This window comes from Acinetobacter sp. YH12043 (assembly GCF_013419915.1).
Classification (GTDB): domain Bacteria; phylum Pseudomonadota; class Gammaproteobacteria; order Pseudomonadales; family Moraxellaceae; genus Acinetobacter.
Window position 1 is genome coordinate 1 of the sequence record NZ_VOZD01000007.1, and the last position, 19,470, is coordinate 19,470.

Below are 19,470 nucleotides of genomic sequence, written 5' to 3' on the forward strand. Positions count from 1 at the left end.
GCAAGAGTGAACCACCTGATCCCTTCCCGAACTCAGAAGTGAAACCTCTTAGCGCTGATGGTAGTGTGGGGTCTCCCATGTGAGAGTAAGTCATCGCCAGCTCATTATTCCAAAAGCCCTCTGCTCACGCAGGGGGCTTTTTTATGCGTGGGGTTTCATGCTTACAACTTTTTCTATTGATATTTTCTGATCTAAAAAAAGAGTTAAAGAGTAACAGGGTGCAGCCAAAACTTCAGAGCTATTAGCTGCACCATATTGTTTGAAGTAATTAAATTTTATCTATCCTTCTTTAAGATATTTAAGAATTGTCAATTACTTCCTGTTGATCAAGCTGACGACGAGCATGTTTAAATGCTGTTCTTAGCCCTTCTTCTAAAGTCGGATGATAGTAAGGCTTTGCCAGAATCTGATGAATATCCTGCTCTGCATCAATCATCCAGGCTAGTATGTGTGCTAGATGTTCGGCTTGAGGGCAGAATAATTCAGCACCTAATAATTTTCCTGACATTTTATCTATATATACTTCAGCTCCACCTTTATTTTCAGCAAGAATTAACGCGCGTCCCTGTCTTTCATAAGATACAAAGCCTCTAATATATTCTGCATTTTTTTCCTCTAATTGCTTGAAACTTTGTCCAATAATAGCCATTTCTGGTTGGCTAAATACGATTGCCAAAGGAGTCAGGGAAGAAATAGGTTGAACATCTGGAAAATTCAAGCAGTTTTGGACTATTTCTTTACCATTGTGGGCAGCTTCATGTTGAATTGGGACATCAGGGGCTGCATCTCCAACAATAAAAATAGGCAAGTTTGCTAATTGCTTGGTTTTTTTATTAATAGGTAGCTTTTTAACATCTTGGAATTCAGGATTAATTTTCTCCAAACCTAATCGATCTAAATTAGAGTTACGACCAGTGGCTGAGAGTATATAATCTACTTCAAGACTTTGTTTTTGATCATTTTCTATATAGTCAATTTTTACCTGATCATTAAGGAGTTTGACTTGATTAGGTAGCGTTTTAAACTTGATATCCAGCTCGTTAGTTAACTTCTCTCTGACCAAAGCTTGTAGAGTTGGACTGGTGAGTACACCTATTTTCTGACTACGAGCAAACATAGTAGTATGTGCTCCTAAACGTTGCATGGCTTGAGCCAATTCAATTGCAATAACGCCACTACCAATCACTGCTAAGGATTTGGGTAAATGTGAAAGCTCAAAGATTTCATCAGAAGTCAGGAGTTTATCGCCTAATTCATTTTTTAAGGTAGCATCAAAATTTGGTCGAGAGCCTACTGCAATAATAAAACTTTTAGCTTGATAAGATTTTCCTTCTACTTGGACTGTTTGAGCATTAGTAAATTTTGCGTGACCAGACACCTTATGAGTTGAATCCCATTGTTCTACTTCTTTTAAAGTGGCCTGAATATAATGATCACGAAGCTTATGCAGGCGATCCATAACGATGGAGGTATTTATTACTGCATCATGCTGTAATCCGAGATTTTCTGCAGTTTTAATCTCATGCATACGGTTAGCAGAAGAAATCAGAAGCTTGCTCGGCATACAGCCTACACGAGCACATGTAGTATCCCATGAACCGGCATTAATAATTAAAATATTTTGGGTATGTTTAATAGCTTCTTTATAGGCACTGATTCCTGCTGTGCCTGCGCCGATAATAATAATGTCATACATAAAATGCTTACCAATTCTCAGAACATGAATATTTATATGCATGATTTACAATGTTTCTGATGTAAATTATGTAACTAGATTGCATATTTTTGCTATTTTGAGTAAATTTTGTGTAAAAGCCAGAAGATTAACTTTTATGGCAGCTTAACTATTATATGCAGTGGGAAAAAACATGAGTTTGTTTATAAATTTAAAAAAATTAGGGGTTAACACGACTGTTTTAGCAACATCGATTTCTTTAGTTGCATGTGGCGGGGGGGGGAGTGACGGTTACTATAATAATGACAATAATAGTCAACCAAATACAGGAGGAAATAATGGAGGCGGCAATGAATCTACAGATAATACAGCTCAAGTTCCAGAAAGCTTGAATATTAGTTTGCAAGATTCGAGTGGCCAAAATATTGTTCAGGTTGTAGATAATTCAACTGTACAAATTGCTGTTCAGGTCTTAAATGCAGATAAAGGTGGAATTTCTAGCAAAAATGTACGATTAGCGATTAATGATTCAGATAAATTAGGTGTAACAAGCAAAAGTTCCTTAGTTGCTACAGCTGAAGATGGCATTGCTATTTTTGAGCTTAAAATTCCTTCAATTAATATTGAATCTGGTAAAGTACAATTAACTGCAACTGTAGATGGCACACAAGTTAAACAGGTATATACCCTTAATATCAAAAAATCTAGTGTAATTGTTAGTGATTATACTCTAGATGTGCCACAAGGCCTTACGATTGATTTACCAAATGGGGCAGTTGAATTTTTTGTCCAAGTGACTGATCCAAAAGGTGGTTCTAAGTCAGGACAAACCGTTGAATTGTCTTTACCTGCTGAGTTACAAGGATTGTTTGTAATTAGCAACGGATCATCTGTACAGACAGATAGTGAAGGTAAAGCAAATTTTAAACTTGTAGCAAATAAAAATTTAACTGCGGCACAAATTCAACAGCTTGTAGATACCTCTAAAACACTAAACTTTAAACTCATTGATGAGCATCGTGCAGAAAAGCAAGCAACTACGTCTCTAACATTTAAAGATATTGCAACAATTGTCGATAAACTTGAAATTATTAAGCCTGATGCACCGATTGCTGCAAAAAATGGCGAAGCACGTATTCGTGTATATGCCAAAAATTCCAATAAACAAGATTTAGCAGGTAAAAAAGTTCGCCTGGAGACCAATCAATCAGGTCGTGGTGTGACCTTGGATAAAACTGAAGCCATTACAAATGCACAAGGTTATGCGGAATTTATCCTAAAAAGTAATTCTGATACACCACTTGCTTTGAAAGATGAAGGAATTGAACTTAAAGCAACTTTCTTAGAGAACCCTCAGAAATTCGCGACCATTACTGTTGATGTTATTACTGCAGATGATAGTGCAACCGATCAAGAAGCTATTCAACGTTTAGAAATCGCTTCATCTTATAAAATCAATGCAATGTCTGATAGTGTTGAAATTAAGGTAAAAGCGATTGCGAACAATGGTCATGCTGCGAAAAAAGGTAAAATCAAACTTACCTTGAATAGCGAAGCTGTAGCGAATGCTGTTAAGTTAGAAGGCAGTAGTGATGGTGTTAACTTTGACTTAAATGAAAGTCAGTCTGTCGGCGCAGAGGGTTATGTCACTTTCAGAATTAAAACACCAGCATCGCAAACAGCAGCAGCTGTAGAAGCATTAAAGGCTTCAGGGATCACAGCGACGTTTACAACAGATAACGGTATTAGCAATAATATTAAAATTGTTGTTGAAGATAAGGCTGTTGCAACTGAAGCAGTTAAGTATCTCTTAATTGACCCAATCAATGAAAACTTTGATCCTACTAAGAATCAAGACATTACGATTAAAGTAAAAGCAATTAGTGAAAAAGGTGGCCCTCTTAAAAATGAAAAAGTATCAATTAAATCTTTACTTTCAGATGATCAGCTGAATAAGTTGAGTCTAAGTTTAAGTACAGCTGCTGAAGTTTTAACAGATGTAGATGGTTATGCAACGTTTGTTTATAAGTATCAATATAATAAATCTGCAGAACAGCAAGCGTTGGCTAAGCAAGGGATTACTTTTACATCCACGGCATTATCTAATCAAAAGACTCAAACAATTAAAGTTAACTTCAATACAAAGAGTGTCAGTGACAAAGTCAGCCTTGATTACTTTACTTTAGATACTGATGGTTTAGCTCAAATTGCACTTAATCAACAAACTGAAATTGTAGTGCGTACGCAAGCCTTTGGTGTTGATGGTGCAGTTCTTGCAAATCAAGAATTAGCTATTGGTATTGATGAAACTGCGATTTCAAATGGTGTTTCATATGCCACAGCAACTAAGCTTGTATCAGATGCACAAGGTAAAGTTGAATTTAAATTAAAAGTTGCAGCACGTAATTTAACTGAATTAAATACCTTAATTGAAAAAGGCCTAACTGTTGCAGTAGTGTCTTATCGTAATGATGGTTCTAAGCATTCAGTTACTCGTAAAATTGATTTAGTTTCAAACTCGATTATTGACACTGGAACGAGTCAAGTGGATTACCTTATGGTAGATCCAATCTTAACCCGTTTTGACTATACGCAAAATCAAGAAATTACCGTTCGTGTAAAAGCATTAGATGTCAATGGAAGCCCATTAGCAAAAGAAAAAATTCAATTAAAATCTGCCCTAACTAATCAGCAGATGCAGCAGTTAGGCTTAAGTTTTACGACCCAAGCAGAACAAATCACTGATGCATTAGGTTATGCAACGTTTAAACTTAGTTACCAGTATAACGAAACGCCTAAACAAGAAGAGCTGGCGAAAAAAGGTATTACTTTCAATGCTTTGGCGAATGGTAAGGTCAGCAATATTCGCATTAACTTTAAGGCTTCGAGCGATAGTATTGACTTAAGTTTCTTTACTGTTGATACAGATGGACAAGCCTTAATTTCGACCACTACAGATACACCGATCAAGATCCGTGTCAAGGCAATGGGTACAGATGGTAAGGTTTTAGCTAACCAACGTATTAGTATTGGTATTGATAATACTGCAGTTTCAAATGGCGTAACGTATGCAACCTCTAACAACCTAGTTACAGATGCATTAGGTAATGCTGAGTTCGTTTTAAATGCGAAACCAAAAAATAAAGATGAACTGAATGCATTGCTTGCGAGTGGTGTAACAGTCGCTGTTAAAGCAACTGCAAAAGATGGTTCTGAATATACAACTCTAAGAACGATTAAGCTTATTGAGCAAGAGCAAGTATCGCAAGTATCTTCACTACTAATCGATCCGTTACAAGCAGCATATGACTATACAAAAGACCAAACAATTCAAGTGCGCGTGAAAGCGATTGGTCAAGCTGGTCAGTCTTTACGTAATGAAAAAGTGAGCTTAACGACAGCCCTTAGTGCACAAGAGTTAGCTGATCTGAATTTAAGTCTTGTTGGCGATGCGACGAAACTGACTGATGATTATGGTTACGTGACATTCACATTTGACTATAAATACAATGCACAGTCTCCTGCACAAAAGAAACTGTTAAATGGTTTTGAAATTACAGCAACTGCCAATGGAAAGACGAATAATACGATTATTAACTTTAAAGCACCTGCAAATGAACAAGAAATCAATCTTGATTATTTAGTGGTATCTACAGGTGGTCGTGCAGTTATCTCAACCGATCAACCAACAGAAGTGATGATTACAGCAACTGCATTGGCAACAAATGGTCAGATATTAAAAGACCAGACTGTGAAAATTGAATTGAATGAAACAGAAACCAATAGTGGTATTTCATTTAATTCTGCGACAGAAGTTGTGACCAATGCACAAGGACAAGCCACATTTAAAGTCAACATTGCACCAGAAAATGCATCTGAATTAGAGGCATTGCTTGCATCTGGTTTGAATGTTCGTTTATCTGCACAGCGTGTAGATGGTTCTGCATACAAAGTATCAAGAAAAGTTGAACTTTATAAGTCAGAAGCAGAAGCACCAAGTGAAGTTGATTATCTGATCATTGATCCAATTAGTGTTTATGACTACAGTAAAAATCACATTATTGCGGTACGAGTGAAGGCGATTGGTGAAGATGGTAGCGCATTACGTAATGAAAAAATCACATTGCGTCCTGAAAACATCTCAAGTGCAGAATTAGCAAAACTTAATTTAAGTTTAAATGGTGCTGCTGAGCAATATACCGATGATCAAGGCTATGCTGTCTTCGAATTTAGCTATAACTATGATGCACAATCTACAGAGCAAAAACCTCTTGCATTGAAAGGTGTAGCATTATTAGCGACTGCAAATGGAAAAGAGCAACGCACGGTTATTAACTTTGCGGAAACTCAAACTAATACGCTTGATTATCTTGTCATTGATATGATTGGTAAAGCTGTCATTGATACGGATGTAGAAACTAAAGTTGCGTTATCTGTGCTTGCAAAAGGTACTGATGGTTCAGTTTTGGCGAATCAAAATGTTCAGATTGAATTAACCAATGAAAATGGTATTAATCTTCTTACAGCTTCGTCAGTAGCAACTGATGCAGAAGGTTATGCAAAATTTGAATTCAGTGTGCATCCAAAGAACCAACAGGAATTAGAAGCATTATTGGCAAATGGCGTAACAGTGAAAGTCTTATCTGCAGTTGCTGATGGATCTGTTCGTCAAGCACAACGTAAAGTTGAATTAGTACAAGCTGAAGAGCAAGTTGAATCTAAAGTTGAGACTTTAGTTATTGATCCAATCTTAAACTCATTTGACTATACTCAAGATCATACGATTCAAGTACGTGTTAAAGCATTAGATGCTGATGGCAGCACGCTTAAAAATGAAAAAGTCGCAATCACGACAGATATTCAAGAGAAATTAGCACAACTGAACTTTAGCTTGAATGGTGCAGCTGAACAGTTTACTGGTGATGACGGCTATGCGACATTTGTATTTGAATATAAATATGCAAAATCTACAGTACAGCGTGAGATCTTAAATGGTGTAACTGTTACCGCAACTGCAAATGAAAAAACACAGACAACAAAATTGAACTTTAGAGAGTCTTTAACTTCAGAAGCTTTAGACTATATTTCTATTGATACAAATGGTTATGCTGCGATTGAAGAAAACGTACAAACTGATATTACCGTTAAGGTACGTGCAATCAATGTGGGTGGTAAAGCACTTGCTAATCAAGATGTCACGATCAGCTATAATGAACAAGCACATAATAATGGTGTTTATTTACTTGATCCAACAGGTGCGAATGTTGGTGCACAAACCTTTACGCAAAAAACGGATGCTGATGGATATGTAACCTTTACCTTTAAGGCATTGCCACGTAATAAAGCGGAAGTGCAAAAGCTGATTGATGATGTGACTGGTGATTTACAGGTTACATTAACAGCTAAACGTGCTGATGGTTCGAATTATGAAGCTTCTCGCCGTATTGATTTAAGAGCTCCTGATGTTGAGTCTACACCTGCAGAAGTTTTAATTGATCCAATTCTGCAAGCATTTGATTACTCAAAAGATCAAAAAATTATTGTACCAGTAAAAGCGTTATCTGCTGATAAGGGTGCTTTACAGGGTGCAAAAGTTACGATTGATACACCGGATTTAACCCTAGAGCAGTTAAAAACAGCACAGTTAACTTTAACAGGTGAAGCAACTAAGCTTACTGATGCCAATGGTTACGCTTATTTTGAGTTTGAATATAAAGTTGCAGGTACTCAAGAGCAGATTAAGTTGGTAAGTCCAGGTGTTCGTATCACGGCGACAACCAGCAATGGTAAAGCTGCTGTTCAAACCTTGAACTTTAAATCACCAAATGCCGGGCAGATTCTAGATTACTTTACCTTAGATGCATCTGATTATGTTGTTACATTGGGTGTGAATACACCTAAGACGATTCAGGTGACAATTAATGCGAAAGATACACAAGGTAAGGCTTTTGCAAACCAAGTCGTTTCACTTGGGTTAAATGAAGCTGCTTTAAGAAATGGTGTAAGTTTTGCTTCACCATCTCAAGTCATGACAGACAGTAATGGTCTTGCAACATTTGAAGTGACCATCAATCCTCAAAATGAAGCGGAAGTTGAAAACCTAGCTGCAAATGATCTTGAATTTACAGCAACTGCGCGACGTGCTGATGGTTCTGATTATACTTTGGTTCGTAAAATTGAATTAGATAAAGCTGCTGTGGTTTTACCAGATTTAGTGAATCTTATTTTTACTACAGTAGATGGTAAGCCACTAGATACGATATCTGTTCTCGGTGGTGAAGCACGAATCAAAATTACAGCAGTTGATAAAGATGGTAAAGCGATTCCAAATACACCAATTGCGGTTGCTCTTTCTAAGCTAACCTCTAGTCGTGTTTCATTAAGTAATATACCAACGCAAACTAACAGTAATGGTGAAGCCGAGTTTACGGTAACGGTATCTGAGGGCGTGTATGATGCTAGTTTGATCAAAAATGGTATTGTCTTTGCCGTAGTAGGTACAAATTTAAATAGCGGCAATCGTATCCAACAAACAGGCTCTGTTCAGGCTACAATTCCAAAAGATTCTGTTAACCTACGCTTAACAAGTGATGCGAGGACACTAGAATACGGTAAACCACAGCAAATTCTAGTTGCAGTTAAAGATGAACTAGGAGCAAATACAATAGGTTATCCTGTCAATTTATCTCTAAATCAAGTTGCTATTGATGCAGGTGTAAAACTCAGTGCTGATTCTGTTGTTACAGTAAATGGTAGTGTACCGGTCACTATTACGATTCCTAATAACCTATCTGCTCAAGCAAAACAAAACTTAGAACGTGATGGTATTATTGTTAGTGCATCAATTCGAAATCCGAAAGGACAGGAGCTGACATCAGAAATTTCCTTTGATGTCATTGCTGCAGTAAACCCATACTTTATCCAATTGGATTTAAGTCGTTTCACAATGTCTTCAGCTGGTTCGAATAATGTTGTGACAGCTAAACTTGTGGATCGTCATGGCGGTGCTATTGCGAATCAATTTGTACAGTTAAGTTTAGCTGACTTCATTGAGAATAATGCTAATTTTGTCAATAACATCTATATTGATGGCCCATCTAGTGTTCAAACCGATGATAAGGGTAATGCTGAATTTACCGTGGTGATTCCACCAAATGCTGACCCTGATTTAATTCGTTTACTTGAGCAAGATGGAATTACCATTCAGGCATCACATATTGATACCAATGGTGCAATCCGTACGCAAAGAACGAATATTCCAGTATTTTCTCCTGCTGCGCAGACCTTCCCTCAACATGCGATTAAATTAAAGTCTGTGAAACAAAGTTTAACTGCAGTAGGGGATTCAACTGATATCATTGCATATGTTGTAGATGAAGATGGTGGCGCGGTTGTCAATCAAGTCGTATCTTTAAATATTGCGAATGCTGCGAACAACGGTATGATGATTGTCGGTCCATCAATGTTGGCATCTAATGAAGTAGGTGAAGCAAAATTTACAGTGCGTTTTGATCCATCATTAATTAAAGAACCTACAACATTATTGGAAGTATTAAGTTCACCGACTTTGATCACCGCGACACATAATAACGGTGAGCGTAATATCACACAGGAAATAGAATTACCAATCATTCGTAATGACCGTGATTTAGAACGCTTATCTATTGTGATTGCACGTGATACAACCAATTTGATCGAAGATACAACGAGAGAATATTATTTACAGAATATTTCAGTTGCAGTTCAAGATCCACGTGGTAATCCAGTTCCTCAGCAACAGATTCAAATGGATGTGGATGCAGTTGCATATATGGTAGGTGAATATACCTATGGTTTCCCTCTAGATCCGAATCTTTATCCGTCAGTTGTAGCTGATTGGTTAAGAGATGTAAATCAAATGTGGCATCCAGACACTCAACAGCCACTTGGTCCATTATTAACGACAATTCGTTGTTCTGTTCCAAGAAATAATCTTGATGGATTTATCAATATTCAGAATATGGATAGTGGTCAAATGCGTAAAGTACCTACAAATGTAGTTGACTTTGTTGGTCATGAAACACAAGGAAATGTATTATATACAACGGATGAACGAGGTCGTGTAGATCTACAAATTCGTTATCCAAAGCGTTTTGCAACTTGGGTGAGTGTTGAGCTTGAAGCATCGTCTGTGAATACAACTCAGCCTGATATTACGCATTATTCATTCACTTTGCCGATTTTAAATAGTGATATCACACCAACAACACATCCAGCAATTGAAAGCCCTTATTTAGGTTTTAATACTATAACTACGGATGCGGTGACTAAAGAAGTTCGTTATACATGTGCTCCTTAATATAATAACTATTTACGATTTATAAAAAAACAGCGCTTCGGCGCTGTTTTTTTTGAGAGCTTCTTTTTTAAAGTTAAATAGAAGTTCCCATGCTGACACCCACAGTAGGCTTAAAATTCATTGAACTACAACCCATCAATGCAAGACTGCAACATATAACCAGTAAAAATTTACTCATTAGGTCAAGCTCTGAAATTAAAAGGAAATGTTAACTAAAAGTACATTTCCCCCAAATACCTTAGTCATCCAGCAGGTCCATCTGTTTCGCCAGTTGATATAAGTTATTAGAGCGATTTCCTGTACGGCAGAACATCAAGATCGGTTTTGGTAATTCGTTATAATGGTTAGCAAAGGTGCGCACATCAAGCTCAGTAATCTGGCCGGCAACTACTGGCTGGAAGACATAATCCAGACCTGCACTGCGAGCAGCTTCCTCAATTTGTACGCTGGTTGGCTGTTCAGGGCCACCTTCCATATCCGGACGATTATTGATAATTGATTTGAAACCTTTTTCAACTACTTGAGAGATATGTTCAGGACCAATTTGGCCAGCAAAGCCTACATTTTCGCTCATGATGTCACTCCATTATGTCATTTATCTTGATAAGCTTTATGATAGCATTAAGCTGAAAACATGATGGCCTAGTTCTGAAAAATTTATAAACGATTACAACTATAAAATAACGCAATGGAGCGCGTATGTACGCCTATACAGTCGAACCACTGTATGTCAAAAGCGGTCAGGAAGTGATTGCTGCGGATTTCTATCGTCCTCAACAGATTGACAAACCAGCTGTGATCCTGATGGCTCATGGCCTAGCGGCTTTACGTCATTTTAAACTGGTGCAATATGCCCAACGTTTTGCCAGTGCAGGTTATGCGGTGGTTCTGTTTGATTATCGCTATTGGGGAGGCAGTACCGGGCGTCCGCGTGAATTGGTGTCGATCGGTGCTCAGCTTGAAGACTGGCGTACCATGATCCAGCATTTGCAGGCACGTAAATCGATTGATGCCAAACGGATTGTGTTATGGGGAACGGCATTAAGTGGCGGGCATGTACTGACATTGGCCGCAGAACTAAAAAATATTCAGGCGGTAATGGTACAGGTACCCTTTGTTGATGGTGCAGAAAGTGCCAAACTTTATCCTTTGCAGCAATTGCCTAAAGCCCTGAAGATTTCCAGTCAGGATTATATGGGGGCAAAGGTAGGAATGGCGCCCAAGACCTTGCCGGTGGTTGATCGTCATAAACTCTGTTTTATGCCGACACAAGACAGTTATGAAGGATATCTATCCATTGTGAATCCAGATTATTACTGGAGTGGTCATATCCCAGCCCGGGTATTCTTTAAATTGATGCGATATCGTCCTATTCAGGAAGTCCGCAAAATCACTATTCCTGTTCTGTTTATCGCAGCACAACAAGACAGCCTGATTCCCATTGAAGCCAGTCGGGAAACCGCAACCAATATTGCACCATTTGTACAATATCATGAGTGGAATATGCGGCATTTTGATATTTATCATGGTGAATGGTTTGAAAAAGCAGTCTCGACCCAATTAGAATTCTTACATCAACATATTGGAGTGCGCTAGATGATCATTGTATGCCCGAATTGCCAGGCTAAAAATCGTGTGCCTGAAGAAAAATTAACGGCCGATCCAGCATGTGGTCAGTGTCATCAAGCTTTAGTTCCACTGGCGCCGATTGAGCTAAATGAACAGAACTTTAGTCAGTTTGTCACCCATAGTGATCTTCCCATCCTGATTGATCTATGGGCAGACTGGTGTGGTCCATGTAAAATGATGGCACCGCATTTTGCTGCTGTAGCAAAAGAAAATCCACAAGTGGTATTTGCTAAAATTGATACCGAAGCCAATCCGCGATTAAGCTCAGCATTTAATGTACGTAGTATTCCGACGCTGGTTTTGATGAATAAAACCAATGAAATTGCTAGAATAAGCGGTGCATTACGTTCAAGCGAACTACAAAAGTGGCTTGATCAGCAGTTAAATAATGCTCAATCCTAATTTAAAAAGCCTGGAGTTCAAGTGACAGATTCTCATATTAAACCAGAGGGAGTACTTTCCCTGCAGACGATTGCAATGCCTGCGGATACCAACTGGAGTGGAGATGTATTTGGTGGCTGGATTGTTTCACAAATGGACTTGGCGGGAGCAATTCATGCAGAGCGCTTTAGTAAAGGACGCTGTGCAACGATTTCGATTAACCAGATGACCTTCCTGGTTCCTGTGAAAGTCGGCGATGTCATTAGCTGCTATACCAAAATTCTAAAAGTCGGTAATACTTCAATCCAGATGCAAATCGAAGTATGGGACAGTCATGATAACTCACGTGCACCTGTACGCGTGACTGAAGGGGTATTTACCTTTGTCGCAGTGGATGTCAAAGGCAATAAACGTCCAATTCCAGATGAAGCAAAACAGAAATTTGCAGAATCTCAGCAGAACTCATAATTCATTAAATAAAAAATCCCAGATCAATAATCTGGGATTTTTTTGTCTGTATTGAAATTAGCCTGGCTTCAACTGGTTCTTGGCAATCCAAGCCCAGAGCATTTCACATTGAATCGGTGCTTCACCAGATTCATCAGTTACAATAACTTGTACCAGTGTTTCACCTTTTTCTGAACTTTGCATCAATTGCTGCTGTTCAGGAGTCAACGTAGCCACCGCAGTCATGGCACCTTTGGTTGGACGCTTAAAGTCCACTTTTAGGCTTTTAATCAGAACCACTGCGCTGTCAGGCACATTCATCGCAGTCACAAAACCGGTCGCTGTTTCTGCCAGCAGTGCCATGGCACAGGCATGAATCTGACCGATATGGTTCTGCATGACCTTATGATTGGCCATACTTACCACGACTTTGGAAGCACTGATTTCCTGATAGCGAATCTTGGCAGAGCCAACCATCGGAACTACTCGGCCAAAAGTCTTACTCAATAAAGCAGTACGCATACCTTGCGGTAATCTTGATGTCGCTTTGACCAGTTTGGTCAGTCGGTTGCTCTTTGCCATAATTCCATCTACAGACGTTGAAATATCTTAGTCTTTAAAGTTGTTAAACTGTAAAGGCAGACCGAATTGTTGTTCTTTCAGGAATGCCATCACTTGTTGCAAGGTATCGCGTTTTTTATCAGTCACACGAATCTTGTCACCCTGAATTGAAGATTGCACTTTAATACCACTTTCTTTAATGGCCTTATTAATTTTTTTCGCAGTATCAGAGTCAAGGCCATCTTTAAGCTTGATCACTTGAACTACATTTTTGCCTGAAGCGGTCATTTTTTGTGGATCTAGCGCCTGAATATCCACTTTACGCTTGAAGAAATGGTTTTCCAGCATGGTATACACTTGCTCACATTGGAAATCACTTTCTGTGCTAATTTTGATTTCCTTGTTTTTTTCATTCAGTTCAATAGAAACATCCTGTCCACGGAAATCGAAGCGGGTTGCAATCTCTTTTTGGGTATTTTGAACTGCATGATTTACTTCAAAAATTTCTAATTCAGAAACAATATCGAAAGAAGGCATAGTTTAGACCTTTACAAAGGGAAAGAATATCTGAGATGCTAGGGATGTTTTCTTCATTTGCCAAGTGTTGTTTACATCAAAGGAGTGCGCAATGATCCGTAAACAAGAAATTACAACATTTGAGTTCCCAGAAAATGCTGTAATCTGGGATGTACGAGATGCAAGTGCTTATGCTGAAGCACACGTGAAAGGGGCGGTCAATCAGCCCATTAACGATCTTTCAGCAGATAGCCTGACTCAGGTGTCAGCGGATCAACCGATTTACATTTTATGTGGTGGTGGGAGTAAAGCTCCACGTGCAGCTGAAAAGTTAGAAGGTTTTGACAGCTCACGTGAATATGTCATCCTGATGGGTGGTACTCGTGCTGCTCGTGATGCAGGTATGCCACTGGAACAAGGTGCATAATTGACCTTGTGAAAAAAAGCGCCTAAGGGCGCTTTTTTGTTGTCTGGATTTCTTCAAAGTCCCCCTTCTTTAAAGGAGGATTTAGGGGAATTAAACTCTTTCTAAAACTTCCTCCCTTGCGGAACAGTGTTCCTCACTCTTTATTAAAGGGAGGAGCTCTTTAATTTTGAGGCTTAAAATAAGGCTTCTTGGCTTTTACCTTCTTTTGAAAACGTGTTACGTCGAGTTTTTTTACCAAGTTTGAAGGTGCGGGGCAGGCTTCTCCCAAAATCTGGGCTGCCAGAATTTCACTACACAGTGGTGCAAATAGAAAACCTTTAGAGCCAAGCCCCGCAAAACTGTAAACTTCTTGATCTACATTCATCTTACCGAGCAAGGGAAAATAATCCTGACTCTGGGCGCGTACTGCTGCTCGACCTTGCCAGGTTTCGGTAGATGGGAATAACTGTGCATATTCAGGAAAGACACTGTGGATAAGTTCATAATTATGCACATGATCTTCTATTAAGACTTCTGCATCATCCCGGCCTGGATAGAATGAAGCGCCCAAAATCAGTTGTTCGGGATTGAGCTGCATACAGTAACCGCCGTAACTATAGGCTGTATCCTGATTCAATGGCTGATCTTGATTATTGACCCAGCTGACCTGTCCACGAATCGGTTTCAGGACTGGATAATGTTCAAAGAATTGCTGGGTATCACGTGCGGTACATACAATGATGTGATCAAACTTGCCTAAGGATTGCTGCTCTGCAAATAACGCAGGCTGTTCAGCAGCCTCAATATGACTAATTTTGGCTTGTTTATACTGAATAAGAGGATGCTGCAGAATTTCATCACGCAGTTGATGAGGTGAAACTGCACCCGCTGCTAATAGTTTTAAAGCTGGAAATTCAGTTTGAATCTCTTGGTCTGCTGCACTTTGAGCAGCAAGAATTTCTGTGGGATATTCATCTGCCAATCCTAAAAGCTGTTCAGGATTTTTTAAGGCAAGCTGATTGACCTGAATTGAGCGAAAAGCTTTAAATTTCTGATAATGAATTAAGGCATGCTGCCAGGCCACCGTCATCAGATGTTCAGCACTTTGCTCAACTGGACACAGTTTAGGATTGAGCAGGGCAAGGGGATTGCCGGAACCGCCTGAAAGCGGTGCTGACTGGTCGTAAATCGTGACTTGATGACCACGCTGAGCAAATGCCCATGCTGTACTTAAACCTGCGATTCCAGCGCCAATCACAGCGATTTGACGAGGTCTGGTAGGACGCTCTAGATCGGGTTCAATTTTTTTTTGAGCAATTTCCTGTTCTAAAACCGTTTCACTGTCTTTATTTTCTTTAACAGGATTCCAGATCGCTTTCAGCATTTCACGTTTATGGCCAAATCCACGTGGACGGGAAATAGAGATGCCGTGCTGTTTTAAACCACGTTTTAAGACACCTGCAACGCTAAAAGAAGCAAAAGTCGTTCCGATCTCGGATAAACGCACAATGTTATTTAAAACATTTTCTTCCCACATGTCTGGATTACATGATGGTGCGAAGCCATCCAGAAACCAGGCATTAACAGGTGCAGTTTTTTCAATGACAGGAAAGACATCATGTGCATCTCCCAGCCACAGATCCAGACTGAAACGCTCTTCAGGAAAGCTGAGACGATGACAACCGGCAATCGGCATTGGATATTGGGAGATGAGTTGATCTGCTAGCGGTTTCAATTCTGGCCAGGCATTTAAGGCACGGACTAAATCTGCTCTAGAAAGCGGAAATTTTTCTACTGAAATCGCATGCAGATGGCTTTGGTTATCCGGACGAACCTGTTGCCAGAGTTGCCATAACGCCAGAATATTTAAACCCGTACCAAAACCCGTTTCACCGACACAGAAATATGCAAAAGGTTTTAATTCGGCAAGGCGGGTACTAAGGTCATTACCATTTAAAAAGACATGCCGGGTTTCCAGCAATCCATTGTCTTTGGAAAAATACACATCACCAAATTGCTTGGACACAGGCACATCAATGCCATCCACCAATTGCCAATCCAGATCGGCAGTTTGAATTGCATGCGACAAAACGGGTACAACCTTAAAGATATTTGGACGGCTTATAGATTACCACTGACGGCGACGTTTGGTATAAACATAGCTCGCAATCAGAAAGCCAAGTAATACACCGACTGCCAAAGTTGCCGCGCCGTAGAGAAACATCTGGGCACTACGTTCACTTTGCAGGACCTGTACCTGAACCCCGAGATTGTCGTTCTTGAGCTGCAATTCCTGATTTTGTGACAGGGCTTCCAGATTGGCTTTTTCCAGTTGCTGTAGACGCGTTGCCTGATCTTTGACTAAAGCTTTGACTTTGGCATCTTGCTGGGCTTTCTGCTTGGCAATTTCTTCTGCGGTGAGCGGCTTTTTCTCAGTCGGCTGAACAGTCTGAGCAGTTGTTGCAACTGCTGGAATAATTCCAGCCTGCTGTGCAGAAGCGCCCTGAGCAGGTGCTTGTGTGGTAACAGCTTGGACAGGAGTAGCTGCTGGCTGTGTAGCCGGGGCAACTGGAGCAGAAACTTCAACAGCCCAGGCAGAAGGAATCATGAAACAAAAGCCAATGAAACTGGCGGTAACAGCGCGCATGAACCTTATCCTTTAGGAAATGCTTTATTAAATGGTTTCACATCAATATGCGCGTATACGCCTTCTTTCAGGAATGGCTCATCCTGTAACCATGCATCCAGTGCTTCACGACTGTCAAAATCAACGATGATGGTGCTGCCATAGAAACCGGCTTGAGGATTGGCTGGATCTTTAGGCATGGCACCTGCAACAATCAGACGGCCTTCAGCATCTAACTGTTCTAGACGTGCAAGATGTTGTGGACGAATCGCAAGGCGTTTTTCAACTGTACCTTCCCGGTCGGTACAGCTAACGACGAATAATGGCATGATGACTCTCTATCGTTTGTAGTTGGACTTATTCAGCTGTTCTAAAGTATTTGCGCAATACAATAAACTGAATAATGATAAAGGAAAACATCACGATCATGTCACCGAATGCAGTAAATTCGCCCCAATATTTTCCATCCATCCATAAATAGGCAAAGAATGTATGCAGAAATGACATGAGGGTAAACATACCCACCCAGGCATAGTTCAATTTAAGCCAGCCTTTGGCGCTCAAATTAAATACTGGGCCAAACAGACGCTGGATGAGTGGCTTCTTATCTTTGCTAAACCATGGCGATAACAGGAAGACACCTGCAAAGACCAGATTCAGTAATACAGCTTTAAGACGAATATAGAAATCGTCGCTGAGCATCAGGGTGATCCCACCGAAGATCACCGTCATAAACAGAACAATCCATTGCTGTTTGTCCAGGCGAAATTTCTGCATGACAAATAACGCACCATAGACCACCAGCATGGAAATGATCAGACCCGTAGTTGCAACGAGAATATTGTTATTGTCGACACCCCCCGCAGAACCGATCAATTGTAGAAGTTGATGGTCAGTGTCTTTTGGATCTACAGTTTTATATAAATAAAAGAAAATAATGAGTGGCACAAAGTCTAAAAGTGCTTTCATGTTAGAGTATCTAAATCTGATCAAATAAATGTCATAGTATAGAGATGCACGGCGTAGATTTACATACACATAGTAATATTTCTGATGGAACTTTGAGTCCTCAGCAATTGGTCGAAGCGGCTGCGGACAAACTTATCCATACTTTGGCCCTGACTGATCATGACACTATGGACGGTTTAGTGTTGGCTGAAGAAGCTGCCAAAAATCATGAGATTAAGATAATTTCTGGAGTCGAGATTTCTAGCCAGTGGTCACGTCCTGCGACCAAGAAAAATTATGGCGTACATATTGTGGCACTCAATGTTCAGAATCCTGAGCCGTTACAAAAAGCCCTCAATCAGCAGAAGATCATTCGTGCCGAACGCTCTAAACAGATCTGTGACCTTCTGGTTCCTTTAATTGGTCAGGATATTTATGCTGACGTGATTGCCAAAGTTGATAATATTCCTGATCGGGTTACCCGAACCCATATTGCCAAAACGCTGGTAGAAAAAGGCATTGTGACCCGCCCCCAACAGGCCTTTGATAAGTACATCAAGGAAGGTAAAAAGGCCTATGTCAAATTTGATGGTCTGGGTCTGGAAGAAACCATTCAGGTCATACATGACAGCGGTGGCTTTGCCGTGTTGGCGCATCCAACCCGTTATGATTTATCCGCGACTAATATTCGTTATCTGATCGAGATCTTCGCCAAGTTTGGTGGAGATGCGGTGGAGTTGCCGCCCGCTATTGATCCAAGTTCAACCCGTCAGATGGTTGACCGGATGATTGCAGAGCAAGGACTTAAAGTTTCAATTGGCAGTGATTTTCATGGTGACCATATGCCCTGGATTAAACTGGGGAATGTGCCGAGCTTAAAACCAGGGCAGGTCGGGATTTGGGAGAGTTTTTGTTAATTCTAAATCTTGATGAATGGATCAGTTTTAAGATCTTGGGCGAATTTATACATCAAATGCAGAATGAGGACATTAACAAGTAATAAGGCCCATTCAGAAGTGATTAAAGTCATGATGACGATATACAGCATGATGGAAGTCAGGACTAAATTTCGATAAAAGTTTGGATGTTTTTTTGAAATGAACAGATGATCAATCTTGAGATCAAGTTTGAACTTACGATAGGCAATCACATCAATGCGTGAGGATAAGGCGAGTTCCAATTGTTTAAAGTATTTTGCATGAGAATGAATGAGATAAGTTTTACCATAACCTGTGGTTAACTGTAAGTCATGACTTTCTGGACAGGTTCTCAAGGCTTCTATGTGTGTAATTCGGGATAAGTCGAGCATAAGCGCCGATGGGATTTTTTCTAATCTCCCTAGTCCTCTTTGTGCTCCAACTTCTGTGCCAATGAATATTGAAAAATCATTATTTTGGGAAATTTCAAATAACTGGATGATTACATGAGAGCGTGTCAAAAAATGTATATCGATCAGTTGCCCAATCATCGCATCACTTAATTTGACTTGAAGTGTAAAAAAAGGCGAAAGATTAAAAACCTGTTTTAAATCTACATTAAACCAGATGCCTTGATCATGATTGGGCAGTTGTAATAATAACTGTGGCTGTTTCACCTGCCACCATTTTGCACGAATAGTACGTTGAGCCAGAATAATTGCTTGTGAATGTTGGACTGCTTGCTCAGTCATATCTTTTTTGAGTTGAGGATCGATCAAATATTTTTGTATAAAAAAAGGAAACTTTAAATTTATTCCTCGATCCTGAAACAGAAAGAGGGGAACACATAGACTAAATAAAATATGGAAAACAGGCCTACGTTGAAGATCGAGAAAAAGTTCTGATTGGACTAATGAACTCACTATAAAAGCCAAGATGGCACAAAGTAAAAATAGTGCTAAAGCCAACCATGGTCGAACAATGGGTTGAGACACCGCTTGTTGAATTTTTTGTTTTAATTTCATA

The 19,470-nt window shown here is 39.7% G+C and carries 15 protein-coding genes and 1 rRNA gene; 7 read left to right on the plus strand and 9 right to left on the minus strand.

Annotation, left to right across the window (positions count from 1 at the left end; translation table 11 throughout):
- A 5S ribosomal RNA gene (gene rrf / locus FTU01_RS05140) occupies positions 1 to 102 on the plus strand; the annotation flags it as partial.
- A gap of 196 nt (positions 103 to 298) precedes the next feature.
- Here rrf and FTU01_RS05145 read toward each other — a convergent pair.
- Positions 299 to 1,696, minus strand: coding sequence for a dihydrolipoyl dehydrogenase (locus FTU01_RS05145; RefSeq protein ID WP_180048070.1), 1,398 nt, complete (start codon positions 1,694 to 1,696; stop codon positions 299 to 301).
- A gap of 172 nt (positions 1,697 to 1,868) precedes the next feature.
- On the opposite strand from FTU01_RS05145, the gene FTU01_RS05150 reads away from it, so the two are divergent.
- Entirely contained in the window at positions 1,869 to 10,013 is an 8,145-nt protein-coding gene (locus FTU01_RS05150; protein ID WP_180138409.1) for a hypothetical protein, read from the plus strand.
- 238 nt (positions 10,014 to 10,251) lie between these two features.
- Here FTU01_RS05150 and FTU01_RS05155 read toward each other — a convergent pair whose 3' ends face one another.
- Positions 10,252 to 10,587 carry a TIGR01244 family sulfur transferase gene (locus FTU01_RS05155; RefSeq protein ID WP_004783676.1) on the minus strand — a complete coding sequence of 112 codons (336 nt, stop codon included), beginning with the start codon at positions 10,585 to 10,587 and terminating at the stop codon, positions 10,252 to 10,254.
- Between the two features lie 125 nt (positions 10,588 to 10,712).
- Here FTU01_RS05155 and FTU01_RS05160 point away from each other — a divergent pair, with 125 nt between their 5' ends.
- The 3 genes from FTU01_RS05160 to FTU01_RS05170 all read left to right on the plus strand — a co-directional run bounded on the left by FTU01_RS05160 (position 10,713) and on the right by FTU01_RS05170 (position 12,491).
- Positions 10,713 to 11,609 (plus strand): alpha/beta hydrolase, encoded by an 897-nt coding sequence (locus FTU01_RS05160; RefSeq protein ID WP_159123097.1) that lies wholly within the window; start codon positions 10,713 to 10,715, stop codon positions 11,607 to 11,609.
- A complete protein-coding gene (gene trxC / locus FTU01_RS05165; RefSeq protein ID WP_004783672.1) occupies positions 11,610 to 12,044 on the plus strand; it encodes a thioredoxin TrxC in 435 nt (144 codons plus the stop codon).
- A gap of 75 nt (positions 12,045 to 12,119) precedes the next feature.
- Entirely contained in the window at positions 12,120 to 12,491 is a 372-nt protein-coding gene (locus FTU01_RS05170; RefSeq protein ID WP_171523022.1) for an acyl-CoA thioesterase, read from the plus strand.
- A gap of 57 nt (positions 12,492 to 12,548) precedes the next feature.
- Here the strand turns inward: FTU01_RS05170 and FTU01_RS05175 are convergent, their stop codons facing one another.
- Both FTU01_RS05175 and FTU01_RS05180 read right to left on the minus strand, forming a co-directional pair.
- Positions 12,549 to 13,052 carry a DUF4442 domain-containing protein gene (locus FTU01_RS05175; RefSeq protein ID WP_179993327.1) on the minus strand — a complete coding sequence of 168 codons (504 nt, stop codon included), beginning with the start codon at positions 13,050 to 13,052 and terminating at the stop codon, positions 12,549 to 12,551.
- Between the two features lie 27 nt (positions 13,053 to 13,079).
- Positions 13,080 to 13,568: a YajQ family cyclic di-GMP-binding protein gene (locus FTU01_RS05180; RefSeq protein ID WP_004783667.1), complete on the minus strand. Its 489-nt coding sequence runs from the start codon at positions 13,566 to 13,568 to the stop codon at positions 13,080 to 13,082.
- Positions 13,569 to 13,659: 91 nt separating this feature from the next.
- On the opposite strand from FTU01_RS05180, the gene FTU01_RS05185 reads away from it, so the two are divergent.
- A complete protein-coding gene (locus FTU01_RS05185; protein WP_005233835.1) occupies positions 13,660 to 13,974 on the plus strand; it encodes a rhodanese-like domain-containing protein in 315 nt (104 codons plus the stop codon).
- Positions 13,975 to 14,134: 160 nt separating this feature from the next.
- On the opposite strand, the gene mnmC is transcribed toward FTU01_RS05185, so the two are convergent.
- Genes mnmC through FTU01_RS05205 form a run of 4 tightly spaced genes read right to left on the minus strand, consistent with a single transcriptional unit; the run spans position 14,135 to position 17,548 of the window.
- Positions 14,135 to 16,042 (minus strand): FAD-dependent 5-carboxymethylaminomethyl-2-thiouridine(34) oxidoreductase MnmC, encoded by a 1,908-nt coding sequence (gene mnmC, locus FTU01_RS05190; protein ID WP_180138411.1) that lies wholly within the window; start codon positions 16,040 to 16,042, stop codon positions 14,135 to 14,137.
- Between the two features lie 39 nt (positions 16,043 to 16,081).
- Positions 16,082 to 16,600, minus strand: a complete 519-nt coding sequence (locus tag FTU01_RS05195; RefSeq protein ID WP_159123094.1) for a hypothetical protein — start codon at positions 16,598 to 16,600, stop codon at positions 16,082 to 16,084.
- A gap of 5 nt (positions 16,601 to 16,605) precedes the next feature.
- Entirely contained in the window at positions 16,606 to 16,908 is a 303-nt protein-coding gene (locus FTU01_RS05200; protein WP_004783657.1) for a YciI family protein, read from the minus strand.
- A gap of 28 nt (positions 16,909 to 16,936) precedes the next feature.
- Positions 16,937 to 17,548 carry a septation protein IspZ gene (locus tag FTU01_RS05205; protein WP_005233839.1) on the minus strand — a complete coding sequence of 204 codons (612 nt, stop codon included), beginning with the start codon at positions 17,546 to 17,548 and terminating at the stop codon, positions 16,937 to 16,939.
- A 44-nt stretch (positions 17,549 to 17,592) separates the two neighbouring features.
- Between FTU01_RS05205 and FTU01_RS05210 the strand changes: the two genes are divergently transcribed.
- Entirely contained in the window at positions 17,593 to 18,444 is an 852-nt protein-coding gene (locus FTU01_RS05210) for a PHP domain-containing protein (protein ID WP_159123093.1), read from the plus strand.
- A 2-nt stretch (positions 18,445 to 18,446) separates the two neighbouring features.
- Here FTU01_RS05210 and FTU01_RS05215 read toward each other — a convergent pair whose 3' ends face one another.
- The gene (locus FTU01_RS05215) at positions 18,447 to 19,469 is read right to left on the minus strand and encodes a hypothetical protein (protein WP_180138413.1); all 1,023 of its coding nucleotides are present in this window, start codon (positions 19,467 to 19,469) and stop codon (positions 18,447 to 18,449) included.
- Between the last annotated feature and the right edge of the window lies 1 nt (position 19,470).

What these genes read in the sequence shown, in the direction of transcription:
- FTU01_RS05205 (WP_005233839.1), bottom strand. Translation starts at nt 17,548, where the DNA reads ATGAAAGCACTTTTAGACTTTGTGCCACTCATTATTTTCTTTTATTTA.
- FTU01_RS05200 (WP_004783657.1), bottom strand. Translation starts at nt 16,908, where the DNA reads ATGCCATTATTCGTCGTTAGCTGTACCGACCGGGAAGGTACAGTTGAA.
- FTU01_RS05170 (WP_171523022.1), top strand. Translation starts at nt 12,120, where the DNA reads ATGCCTGCGGATACCAACTGGAGTGGAGATGTATTTGGTGGCTGGATT.
- FTU01_RS05145 (WP_180048070.1), bottom strand. Translation starts at nt 1,696, where the DNA reads ATGTATGACATTATTATTATCGGCGCAGGCACAGCAGGAATCAGTGCC.
- FTU01_RS05215 (WP_180138413.1), bottom strand. Translation starts at nt 19,469, where the DNA reads ATGAAATTAAAACAAAAAATTCAACAAGCGGTGTCTCAACCCATTGTT.
- FTU01_RS05180 (WP_004783667.1), bottom strand. Translation starts at nt 13,568, where the DNA reads ATGCCTTCTTTCGATATTGTTTCTGAATTAGAAATTTTTGAAGTAAAT.
- FTU01_RS05175 (WP_179993327.1), bottom strand. Translation starts at nt 13,052, where the DNA reads ATGGCAAAGAGCAACCGACTGACCAAACTGGTCAAAGCGACATCAAGA.
- FTU01_RS05195 (WP_159123094.1), bottom strand. Translation starts at nt 16,600, where the DNA reads ATGCGCGCTGTTACCGCCAGTTTCATTGGCTTTTGTTTCATGATTCCT.
- FTU01_RS05155 (WP_004783676.1), bottom strand. Translation starts at nt 10,587, where the DNA reads ATGAGCGAAAATGTAGGCTTTGCTGGCCAAATTGGTCCTGAACATATC.
- trxC (WP_004783672.1), top strand. Translation starts at nt 11,610, where the DNA reads ATGATCATTGTATGCCCGAATTGCCAGGCTAAAAATCGTGTGCCTGAA.
- FTU01_RS05150 (WP_180138409.1), top strand. Translation starts at nt 1,869, where the DNA reads ATGAGTTTGTTTATAAATTTAAAAAAATTAGGGGTTAACACGACTGTT.
- FTU01_RS05210 (WP_159123093.1), top strand. Translation starts at nt 17,593, where the DNA reads ATGCACGGCGTAGATTTACATACACATAGTAATATTTCTGATGGAACT.
- FTU01_RS05160 (WP_159123097.1), top strand. Translation starts at nt 10,713, where the DNA reads ATGTACGCCTATACAGTCGAACCACTGTATGTCAAAAGCGGTCAGGAA.
- FTU01_RS05185 (WP_005233835.1), top strand. Translation starts at nt 13,660, where the DNA reads ATGATCCGTAAACAAGAAATTACAACATTTGAGTTCCCAGAAAATGCT.